12 protein-coding genes are annotated in these 9,945 nt (G+C 43.9%); all 12 read right to left on the bottom strand.

The genetic code is table 11. The annotated features are described in order from the left end of the window. Positions 1–566: hypothetical protein (locus F7C14_RS09975; RefSeq protein ID WP_290902452.1), on the bottom strand; the 566-nt coding region annotated here is incomplete at its 3' end. A 118-nt stretch (positions 567–684) separates the two neighbouring features. After that, the gene (locus F7C14_RS09970) at positions 685–1,719 is read right to left on the bottom strand and encodes a NapC/NirT family cytochrome c (protein WP_290902450.1); all 1,035 of its coding nucleotides are present in this window, start codon (positions 1,717–1,719) and stop codon (positions 685–687) included. Then, entirely contained in the window at positions 1,716–2,891 is a 1,176-nt protein-coding gene (gene nrfD, locus F7C14_RS09965; RefSeq protein WP_290902448.1) for an NrfD/PsrC family molybdoenzyme membrane anchor subunit, read from the bottom strand. The genes F7C14_RS09970 and nrfD overlap by 4 nt, the downstream gene beginning before the upstream one ends. After that, the gene (locus F7C14_RS09960) at positions 2,892–3,599 is read right to left on the bottom strand and encodes a 4Fe-4S dicluster domain-containing protein (protein WP_290902446.1); all 708 of its coding nucleotides are present in this window, start codon (positions 3,597–3,599) and stop codon (positions 2,892–2,894) included. A 5-nt stretch (positions 3,600–3,604) separates the two neighbouring features. Beyond that, on the bottom strand, positions 3,605–4,069 hold the full coding sequence (locus F7C14_RS09955; protein ID WP_290902443.1) for a hypothetical protein: 465 nt from the start codon (positions 4,067–4,069) through the stop codon (positions 3,605–3,607). A gap of 28 nt (positions 4,070–4,097) precedes the next feature. Next, positions 4,098–4,391, bottom strand: coding sequence for a hypothetical protein (locus F7C14_RS09950; protein WP_290902441.1), 294 nt, complete (start codon positions 4,389–4,391; stop codon positions 4,098–4,100). Between the two features lie 224 nt (positions 4,392–4,615). Further along, the gene (locus F7C14_RS09945) at positions 4,616–5,566 is read right to left on the bottom strand and encodes a manganese-dependent inorganic pyrophosphatase (RefSeq protein ID WP_290902439.1); all 951 of its coding nucleotides are present in this window, start codon (positions 5,564–5,566) and stop codon (positions 4,616–4,618) included. A gap of 21 nt (positions 5,567–5,587) precedes the next feature. Then, a complete protein-coding gene (locus F7C14_RS09940) occupies positions 5,588–6,265 on the bottom strand; it encodes a 2,5-diamino-6-(ribosylamino)-4(3H)-pyrimidinone 5'-phosphate reductase (protein WP_290902437.1) in 678 nt (225 codons plus the stop codon). Continuing rightward, positions 6,262–6,927, bottom strand: coding sequence for a molybdopterin-binding protein (locus tag F7C14_RS09935; protein ID WP_290902435.1), 666 nt, complete (start codon positions 6,925–6,927; stop codon positions 6,262–6,264). Before F7C14_RS09935 ends, F7C14_RS09940 begins: the two co-directional genes overlap by 4 nt. Further along, positions 6,924–7,868, bottom strand: a complete 945-nt coding sequence (locus F7C14_RS09930) for a MoxR family ATPase (protein ID WP_290902433.1) — start codon at positions 7,866–7,868, stop codon at positions 6,924–6,926. The genes F7C14_RS09935 and F7C14_RS09930 overlap by 4 nt, the downstream gene beginning before the upstream one ends. Next, positions 7,865–8,758, bottom strand: a complete 894-nt coding sequence (locus F7C14_RS09925; RefSeq protein WP_290902430.1) for a hypothetical protein — start codon at positions 8,756–8,758, stop codon at positions 7,865–7,867. Before F7C14_RS09925 ends, F7C14_RS09930 begins: the two co-directional genes overlap by 4 nt. Next, positions 8,755–9,945, bottom strand: a 1,191-nt coding sequence (locus F7C14_RS09920) for a hypothetical protein (RefSeq protein ID WP_290902428.1), incomplete at its 5' end; no start/stop codon positions are given. The genes F7C14_RS09925 and F7C14_RS09920, both read right to left, overlap by 4 nt.

Genomic DNA, 9,945 nt, shown 5'->3' with positions numbered 1-9,945 from the left:
TCTACGATCTCCGCATGATACTTATCTGCTTCACTCACGTAGCTGTTCATCTCTTCGGTAAGTTTTCTAACTTCTTCTTTCAGCTCTCTAATTTTTGAAATGAGCTTTCTGAACTCTTCGTGTCTTTCTAACTGCTGTTTTCTCTCTTCAAGCTCTTTCTTCAATCTGGCAATCCTTTCAACCAAAGCTCTTTCTCTCTCTATCGTTAAAACAGCCGTCTGCTGCCTGAATTCCAACCTTCTAATCTCCTTCTCTATTTCTCCCAGCGGTCTTCCGCCTCTGTCTATACTTCTCCTTACTCTGTCGAGCTCTTTGTAAAGCCTGTCTATTTCGTTGTACAACTCCTTCCTTTTCGCCCGTATTTCCCTTGCCTTGCTGTTGAACTCGTCCCTCTTCTGCTTTAATTCTCTGACTTTCGATAAAAGTTCCCTAACCTGCGAATTTAGCTCATCTCTTTTCTGAGCATACTCCTTGGACAACTTGTTTAGCTCGTCCCTTTTTGCAATATAGTTTTGGAGTTCCTTTTCGAGTTGCTCTTTTCTTTCCTCAAGTTTCTCCAGCATCATAGTCTCACAACAGTTTGGTTTTTATTCGGGGAGCAATCGGGAAAACTGATTCTGGAAATTTAAATCTTGTGATGGTGAGATAGATTATAAATCTTTCGCGTAAAAAAATCAAAATTTATCATGGAACTATAACGACACTCTCACCTTCTTTCCTCTCCTTCTTTGCCTCCTCTCTCTTTCTCTCCTCTTTTTTCTCCTCCTTTTCATACTTTATGCTTGGATGGCAGGTTTTGCACTTATCCTCGCTGACTATCGGTTTGTGCACGATATCTGGGTGACACTGTAAGCAATCAAGCTTGAGCTTGTTAACGTGTATGCCATGCATGGTTAAATCTGGCAGTGTGGCGTTTATTTCTCTAACGTGGCATTTTTTGCACTTGGTTTCCATTTTTCCTATGAGCACGTACGTCTTTTCGTGGCAGAATATGCACTTTATCCCCCTCTCCACGTGAACCGAATGTTTGAAAGTTCTGTTTCCTACAACGAATTCTATATCGTGGTAGTTGTGGCATGAGGGACAGCCACTGATGGGAACTCCTTCAGGAGTTTCGTAGAAATGGCAGACGAAGCATGTGGAGTTTTTCACGGCAATATGGCTGCCAATAACTATCTCTCTATGGCAGCTCACGCATTCCAATTTTAGAAAACCCCTTTTGTAGCCGTTTAAGTGGTTGACGTGGCTGAAGTTTATCTCTCCGTACTGTATGTACTTTATCTTCTCGATATCGTCGTGACAACTTAAGCAATTTTCGCTGGAAATGTTTGCTGGTAAATTAACGTAAGGAGGCACCTTTGGCTGGAGAACGGACAGAGAATGATATGTTCCTCGCAAAAAGTTTAGAACTCCCCTGCCGTAGTGGCACTCGTAGCACTTTATTCCCTTGTGCGTAGATTCGTTCCAGCTTTCGAAGTACTTCTCCATTTCGTGACAGGAAGTGCAAATCTTGGGATCGCTTGCGTACTCAACGCCTATCAAAACGGCGTTGAATATTATTGCGAAAGTTAAAATAAAAATTGAAATCCAGAACTCTGGAGGACGTTTTTTAACCTCTACGAGCTTTCCTTTCTTCCACTTAAACTGCTTTCCACATACTTCGCATACAAGCTTTTCCGATTCGTTTTCATAACCGCAAAACGGACACTTCCACTTCATGCCTCGCTCACTGAAGTCGTTGGTCTCGAAATTTCAGTTTCTTTAACTTCTTTTTCGTAGGGTGGTAAGAAGTAGTTTACGATTGCCATTATTACGAAAGGTGCCGCTATGACAAAGAGTGCAGCAAGTATCCCCTCTTTTCCGAAGAGTGGCGGAGTGTAGGAGACGTAGCCTCTCAAACTGTAATCTACAAGCTGGGCTCCGATTACCATGTTCCATCTCAGTGCGAAAACTGCTATTAGCACGGATATGCTTGCTATAACGACCATTATTTGTTTAAGCGCTCCGCTAACCATCCTTGAGTATCTGAGGAAGAGCAAAGCTTCAAGAGATCCAATAACGGCTATAGCCATCGGAACGGCAAGCTCAGTAGATGTAATTCTTATTACTGCCCAAGCTATGTCCTCTTTGTAGGCGTAGAGGATCGTGTTTATCATTTCCAAGGCGAATGCTGCGAGGAGGAAGAAGAAGACGTAGTTGGATATTATGTCGATGATTTTCTCATCTACCCTCTTTCCGTAGTAGCTGGAGAACAGAAGGTAGAGTATGAGAACCATAGCTCCTCCGGCAGCCAATCCTCCGAAGACGAAACTAACAGGCAAAATCGTTGTGTTCCACCATGGATTTGACTTAACGACTCCGAAGAGGAACGAAACGTAGCTGAGACACCATGCGGCTATAAGCTCGACGAACGTAAGAACTTTTATTACCTTGTGGTCTATTTCTATCGCTTTCTTGCTTATATCGTAAACCCCGAGGGTAAGTATTTTGTAAATCAGCCTCTTTATTGGATTTCTCTCGGTCTGAGACCACCAGATGAAATCGACCCTATAGACGAACCACAGCTCCCCGAGTATGGCGAAAAGCTCTGTCAGGTAAACTATACCGAAAACTGCCATCACCGAGGAGAAATTGGGAGTTACGTAGATTTCAAAAGCCCTCTGAGGCTGTCCGAGGTCTAACAGCAGGGGGAGTAAAGCGGAAAGCACGAAGGGAAAAGTTCCTACGAGAATCATTTTCTCCAAAGGTTTCAGCTCTTTCCTCCAGAACTCGCTTATAGCGTAAATAGTAACCATTCCTGTGATTATGCTGACGAAGTACGGATATATTACGATGAGTATTCCCCAGAAGACTTCGTGATTCGGATAAACATAGCCGAAAGCTTCGCTCATTTACCACACCTCCCAACCGATTTTCTGATAGAACACCTTTGGTCTCGTGTTCAGCTCGGGTTTCAGGATTTTTATCGTCGGATCTCTCAGTCTCTCCTCTATTTCCTTATCGTCGATCTTTCCGAAAATTCTCGCACCAGTTGGGCAAACGTGGACGCATGCTGGCTTCATACCTCTCTTAACTCTGTGGTAGCACCACGTACACTTATCTACGACATGTTTCTCCTCGTGGAAGTACCTCGCTCCGTAGGGGCATGCTTGAATGCAGTACTTGCATCCTATGCAGTGATCTTCGTCGATCAAAACGAAACCGTCGTCCGTTAACCATGTTGCGTTGACCGGACAGACTTTAACGCAGGGAGGTTTTTCGCAGTGCATGCAGAGTTTGGGAACGAAGTATGCCCTTAACACTTCTTTATCGCTGAAATCCAGATCTTCAAATCCGTGCTCCCCCCCTTCGGGAGATTCAACGTAGACTTCTTCTATCCCCTCGTTCATGTAAACAACGTATCTTTCCACCCACGTTCTGTACTTTCCTTCTGGCACGTTGTTCTCTTCTCTGCAAGCTCTAACGCAGCTTCCACAGCCTATGCAACGGGATGCATCTATTACGTAAACGTACTTCTCGCTTTTAGCTGAAGATACGGGTAACGTTAAAATTATTGCAAGCTTTATTCCACTCTTCAGAAATTCCCTTCGGGAAATCATATTCATCACCCGAACCACGGATGATGCGGGTCGTGACAAACCGTGCAAGGCTTATCTGGATAACCGTGAGTTTCCCAGTCGTAAACCAAGCTGAAGTCAGGTCTTGCTATCACCGGCTTATGGCAATTTAGGCAGAAATCCCTCGTGTTTTCAACGCTCAAGTCCTTATCTGGATGACCTCTCCCGGCTCCGTGACAAGTTTCGCACTCGAAGTCGTGCTTACCTTTCAAGCTCTTCTCGTAAATCTCCTCGTGACAGTTTTTGCAGTACTCTTTCCCCAGAAAATCCGGTTCGTTTCTAATTATCACTTTTTCGTTTCTGTCGTATCCGTATAATCCCTTTATGCCAAGAAGACTGTCGGGAATCCCGGGATAGTACTCTTCTCCCAAAGCACGCAATGTGAAAATAGCGGAGATAAAAACGAGAACTATAAAAACAAACAAAAGTAGGGCTCTTGTTACATGTTTCATTTATCAACCTCCAAAAAATTTAAAAAATTTAAGAACTGACTTCTTCTTTCTCTTCCACTCCGAGTATCGCTTGTATTCCTGCGATGCTGACCGCTGCGACGGTCATCACGAGGATCGTCACGATTCCAGCGAAGGCGATCACTGCTGCAAAGAACCCCATGTTTCCGTATATCGCATCAAGGAGAGTAACACCGATTATTGGGAATGCAGCCGCTAAAGTTAAAACTCCGAGCACTTCCCACTTTTTAATGTACGCTAACAACAAGTTCACTATACCTCCAAGCACTCCAAGAATTACAAACAGCGTTACGACATCCGCCATTTCACATCACCCCCAATTAATATCTATGTAACTCCGCATATAAATAGATAAAACGGTATTTCTATAATGAATTTACACTTTTAGATGATTTGCCTAATCAAGATTTGACTTTCCAATATTAATCGAAATCCCAACTTCGATTGTTTTACAAGAAATGTAAAGTACTCTTAGATTTTTTAAAATACGTGACTTTTAGTTAAAAATAACGACCAATAAATAAAAAATTACGAAGAAAATGCGTTCTCAAGAGGTGGAACGACTTGCTTCTTTCTGCTCATCACACCGTCAAGCCAGACCGAATTTCCTTCAACCTTCTTGCCGAAAGCCTTCTCTATGACGCTCGCATCGTCAGTAACGACGAGAAGCTCGGTCCCTTCTTTCATTATGTCCGTAAGCATTAGCGCTATGGTGTGGTATCCTCCCTCTGCTTTCATCTTCTTGAGTTCTTCGAGGATTTCCTCCTTTCTACCTTCGATTAGCTTTAAGTCCACGAGCTCTATTTGACCGATTCCCACCTTGTTTCCGCTCATGTCGAAGTCTTTGAAGTCTCTCAGAATTATGTCCCTCGCTGACAACTCGTCTACAGCTGAAAGCTTAGCCTTCACTTCTATGCCAAATTCTTCGATGTTCTCAATTCCAGCTATTTCCGCAAGCTCTTTAGCAACTTCCTTATCCATCTCCGTTGTCGTGGCTGATTTGAAAATGACCGTATCGCTTAAAATCGAAGCCAACATAAGTCCGGCAAGCTCTTTCGGAATTTCTACTCCACTCCAGTCGAATAGCTTTTTAAGAACAGTGGCTGTGCATCCCACTGGCAAGTTCACGAAGAGGATTGGATTTGGTGTCGTGACATCTCCTATTTTGTGGTGGTCGACTATAGCAATTATCTCAGCCTTTTCTATGTTCTTCGGAGCCTGCGCTTTTTCGCTGAAGTCAACCAAGGCGATGGTTTTTCCTTCGACATCTTCGATAATCTCCGGCGTTTCAACGTTGAATTTCTCAAGAACGAATTTCGTCTCTGGATTTGGTTCGCCCTGAATGGCGGGAACAGCTTCTCCTTCTATTTTAACAAGACCGTCCTTTTCCCTCCACTTGTTCAAAAGGTACGAGAAAACTATCGCGGAGCAAACTGAGTCGGTGTCGGGATTCATGTGTCCTACGACATACACCTTCATGGGAAGGAAATGATCGATCATTCAATTAAATCTTTTTCTTTTTACCCTCCATCTCGTAAGGATTCCGCTTCCGAGCTTTTTAACTTCGAGTAATTCGAGTTCAGCCGGCTCATCTAAACTTTTCCCATCGGCTATCGTTGGCGAATTTTTCCCGGCTATTATCATGTTTCCGTAGTATACGTAGATTTCGTCAACCAACCCTTCCCTGAAGAGGGAAGCTATCAGCTCCCCACCACCCTCGACCATTAACCTTCTAACACCTATGTGGTAAAGAAACTCCATGAGTTCGCGCAAATCGACTCTGTCCTCTCCCGATACGAAAATCATAGCCTTCTCTTGAAGTTTTTTCAATCTATCGAGTTCAGCTTTTTTCGACACAGCCAAAAGAGTTTCAGCCTCGCCACTTAAAATTAAGGCATCTTCTGGAATTCTCGCTCTGCTGTCTACAACAACTCTCAAAGGATTTTCCGGTTTACCTTCAAGAACTCTCTTTTTTCTCAGCTCCTCACTTTTCACGGTCAGTCTTGGATTGTCTGCCAAGACTGTTCCTATCCCAACCATTATTGCGTCGCTCTCAGCTCTAAGTCTGTCCACTCTCTCCATGTCCTCCTTCGACGAAATCCTCAGCTGAACCCTTCTCTCATTGCTTATCTTTCCATCAACACTTGCGGCAACGTTGATGAAAACGAAGGGTTTCATGAGAGGAACTCCCTTTTAGCCTCAACGACTCTCTCCTTCTTTCCTCTAAACTTCAAAACCACGTAACCCGGTTTTGGATACGAACCGATTTCAACGTCCGGGAACTTTTCAACAACGCTGTTTATCTTTTCGAGAATGTCCTCTTCTTTACCTTCAACGATAACCTCCTCTTCGTAGACGTCCAATTTCTCGAACCTTCTTATGATCTTTTCGAAAGTATCCCTCATCTCGGCGGGAACTCCAGGTAGAGCTGCTATTTTTCCCGCTATAAACGCTGGAGCCACTCCGACGTCATTTGGAACGACTTCGCTCTCCGCTGGAATCCTTGCAACCTTCTCCACGACCTCTCTCTTGTCGGTCCACCTCCTCACTTGTCTCACCGCATTCTCATCAAGAACGAGGGATCTGTTCAGTGCCTTAGCTATCGCTTCAGCCGTAACGTCGTCGTGGGTAGCTCCCAATCCTCCGGTTACGAAGATAAAATCGTACTTCAAAAGTCTTCTGAGCTCTTCAACGATGTCATCAACCTTATCGGGGACGACAACTATTCTCTCAACTCTGTGTCCAAGATCTGTAAGCTTTTCAGCCATGTACTTTGCGTTGTCGTTGGCTATATCTCCTCTGAGCAGCTCGTTTCCCACGCTAACTATAGCGAATTTCATCTAACCACCTTCGGCACCTCAACTTCTCTCAAAGCGTCTTCTACAACATCTTCCCCGCTGTAACCTTCTACGGCATACTCTATCTTAAGAATTATTCTGTGGGAGAGGACTTCCTTAGCTACAAGCTTAACGTCATCGGGAATTACGTAATCTCTCCCGTTTATCGCCGCTATAGCTCTGGTCATCTTCATCAAAGCTAAAGCACCCCTCGGACTTGCCCCTATCTCCACGATCTCGTGTTCTCTCGTTCTCCTGACGATCTCCGCTATATACCTTAATACGTCTTCGTGAACGAAAATCTCTTCAACGAACCTCTGCATGTTCCTAAACTCTTCAAGAGAAACCACTGGAGTTATTTCATCTGTCGGATCGTCTTTCTTCCACGAAATTCTTCTCCTCAAAATCTCCATCTCCTCTTCAACGCTCTTCGGATAACCGGGCTTTAACCTTATCAAAAACCTGTCGAGCTGAGCCTCCGGAAGCGGATACGTCCCCTCCTGCTCTATAGGATTTTGAGTGGCTATGACGAAGAAAGGTTCCGGAAGCTTTAGAGTTTCTCCTTCTATGGTTACCTGCCTTTCTTCCATAGCTTCAAGCAACGCAGCTTGGGTTTTCGGCGGGCTTCTGTTGATTTCGTCAGCTAAAAGGACGTTGGTAAAAATCGGCCCTTTGACGAGTTCGAATCTTCCGTTCCTGAAAACTTTGGTTCCAGTTATGTCTGCTGGCAATAAATCTGGAGTGAACTGTATTCTTCTGTACTCAGCTCCTATAACCCTTGCGAAAGCTTTTGCGAGCAGAGTTTTTCCTAAACCGGGATAGTCTTCGAAGAGAACGTTGCCGTTGCACAATGCTGCTGCAAGCGTTTTCTCAACGACATCGCTACTCGAAACGAAAATTTTCTTAACTTCTTCAACTATTTTTTCACACACGTTTCTGATCATCTAATCTCCTCCATCCTCCTCTTAATTTCGTTAATTACCTCTTCTCTCCTCTTTCTATTTGCTCTCTCAATTCTTTTCTTCTCCCAAGAAAAAGCGTACTTCGGAATTTTTCTGTCCGAATAGTAAATAAGCGGTTTGAGGATTTCAGCCACCTCCTCAGAGTTAAAACCCGACTTGAATAGAACTTCTGATAGACTGAATATCAGTCGGTCTTTGACGCCAAAATCGAGAAATAGCCTCTCGGCGTTGTTTATTCTTTCGACGTCTCCTTCAAACCTTCTGACTTCTTTGATTAATTCTTCCTCAACGATTTCGCTTCTAATTGCCGACACAGTTTTGAGGACGAGCAGAGAAACGACTATCCAGTCAGCGAAATCTCTCATCGGCGGAAGCGGAATTAAATCCCTCAGAGATGAGTAAATGACGATAGCAAATGAGAGAAGGAGTACCGTTCCCCTCAAATTCCTGAGGAATTCAAGTTTTCCGCTTAATTCTGGAAAGAGAACGGTGACGAAGATCACAGCTGTCAAAGCTACGATTAGCAAAAAGAAGTAATTCCCGAAGGGTAACTTATCTTTGAGGAAAAATCCGGAGAGAAGGAGAAGGATAACCGAAGTCGCTATTGAAAAGCTCTGGTACTTTCCGAAATCGACTCTGAGAAGGGCGAGAGAAAAGAGCAGAAGTATTATTTCATTGGGCAGGGGGAAGTTCAGCTGCTTTGCGATCGGAACGAGAAGATAGTAAACTGCCGGGGGCATGAAGAGATGGCGAAAACTTCTTTTTATAGCGAAATACAGGACCGAAAATACCATCGCAATGAGCAGTTCGTTCCATTTTAGGTAGTAGTACGCTAAAGCGTATATCGCTGCCACTATCAGAGCTCTTATCAACTTATGACACCCCTTACGTTCCTCCAAACTCTAACGAAATCCTCTCTTCTGTATCCTTTTCTTTTCCCGTATCTGTAGTCTTCGAATATCTTTATGAATTCTTCGTCCTTCAAACCGAGAAGACTTGCGATTTCTCTTGCGGTCATCCACTCTGTTTTGTGTCCTTGGCTTTTAAGAGTGCTTTCCAGCTTTTCGAGCAACTTCACGACAGCTTCTCCGTAGTCATCGACAATTTCAACTTCGTAGCTCTTTTTAAAGGTCACGAACACTCTCCTCTTCAAAGCAACCACTTCGTATTTTCCTCTCCTCTCAAAAATTAGTGGTGAAACAACAACTCTTCCGTTCATCCATGCGTTACAGTTTACAGTAACGAAAGAGACCTCCTCGTTAACCTTCCAAATGTTTGGCAAGTCTCTTTCCTCTTTAAGGAACTCGATTCCGAAATTCGGTTTTTTGAACAAAATTAGGAGGCTCAGAAAGGGGAGTAGAAGGAGATACCAAGGAGGGGATCTTTTTATTTTGAACTCAGCCGGGTAGTGAAATTCGTCTCCCTGAAAAATAACGTGGTACTCCCAGGAGAAGTTTACGTTAGCGTAGCCGTTTTCAACTCTAACTTTTTTTCCGTTCACGATAATCTCTCCGTTGTAACCTGAAAAGCTGTCGAAAACTTTAAGCTTGTCGTTTTCAAGCTCTACGTAAATTCTGTCCATAACTTTAACCTTTATCCTCGTTTTAAACTCCCCGATGGATACGTTGAGCTCGTGGTATCCGGCTTTTTCGAAGGCTACTGGAACGAAAACCCTACCGTTTTCGACGAAAAGCTCCTTCCCGTTGATGAAGATTTCTCCAGTATAGTCTGCTCCACCAACTTTAACGCTGAGGTTGAAACCCCTACCAACTTCTGCCACCTCGCTTTCGATAACAAAGTCTCCGGAGTAAACTTTGATTTTAGCCTCAGCCGGTTTGATAAATTCTTCACCGGGGTAGTAGAATCTTATTTCGTGCTCCCCTTCGGTTAGATTGAGCGGAACTTCGAAAGTACCGTTTTTCGCTGTAACTTCTTTCACAAGCATTCCGTCAACGTATACGAGTATCGTTGCATTTTCAACGCTAATTCTTCCCTCGAAAACGTAATTTTTCGGGACGAATCTCGGTGAGGAGACAGAGATTTTCGGAACCTCGTAGAT

The organism is Ferroglobus sp. (assembly GCF_015521575.1).
In the GTDB taxonomy this organism is placed as follows: Archaea; Halobacteriota; Archaeoglobi; order Archaeoglobales; family Archaeoglobaceae; genus Ferroglobus.
The sequence above is the reverse complement of the archived record's forward strand: the minus strand, read 5'-3'. Positions and strand labels throughout refer to the sequence as shown.

What these genes read in the sequence shown, in the direction of transcription:
- F7C14_RS09935 (WP_290902435.1), bottom strand. Translation starts at nt 6,927, where the DNA reads ATGAAATTCGCTATAGTTAGCGTGGGAAACGAGCTGCTCAGAGGAGAT.
- F7C14_RS09940 (WP_290902437.1), bottom strand. Translation starts at nt 6,265, where the DNA reads ATGAAACCCTTCGTTTTCATCAACGTTGCCGCAAGTGTTGATGGAAAG.
- nrfD (WP_290902448.1), bottom strand. Translation starts at nt 2,891, where the DNA reads ATGAGCGAAGCTTTCGGCTATGTTTATCCGAATCACGAAGTCTTCTGG.
- F7C14_RS09945 (WP_290902439.1), bottom strand. Translation starts at nt 5,566, where the DNA reads ATGAAGGTGTATGTCGTAGGACACATGAATCCCGACACCGACTCAGTT.
- F7C14_RS09960 (WP_290902446.1), bottom strand. Translation starts at nt 3,599, where the DNA reads ATGATTTCCCGAAGGGAATTTCTGAAGAGTGGAATAAAGCTTGCAATA.
- F7C14_RS09955 (WP_290902443.1), bottom strand. Translation starts at nt 4,069, where the DNA reads ATGAAACATGTAACAAGAGCCCTACTTTTGTTTGTTTTTATAGTTCTC.
- F7C14_RS09970 (WP_290902450.1), bottom strand. Translation starts at nt 1,719, where the DNA reads ATGAAGTGGAAGTGTCCGTTTTGCGGTTATGAAAACGAATCGGAAAAG.
- F7C14_RS09950 (WP_290902441.1), bottom strand. Translation starts at nt 4,391, where the DNA reads ATGGCGGATGTCGTAACGCTGTTTGTAATTCTTGGAGTGCTTGGAGGT.
- F7C14_RS09930 (WP_290902433.1), bottom strand. Translation starts at nt 7,868, where the DNA reads ATGATCAGAAACGTGTGTGAAAAAATAGTTGAAGAAGTTAAGAAAATT.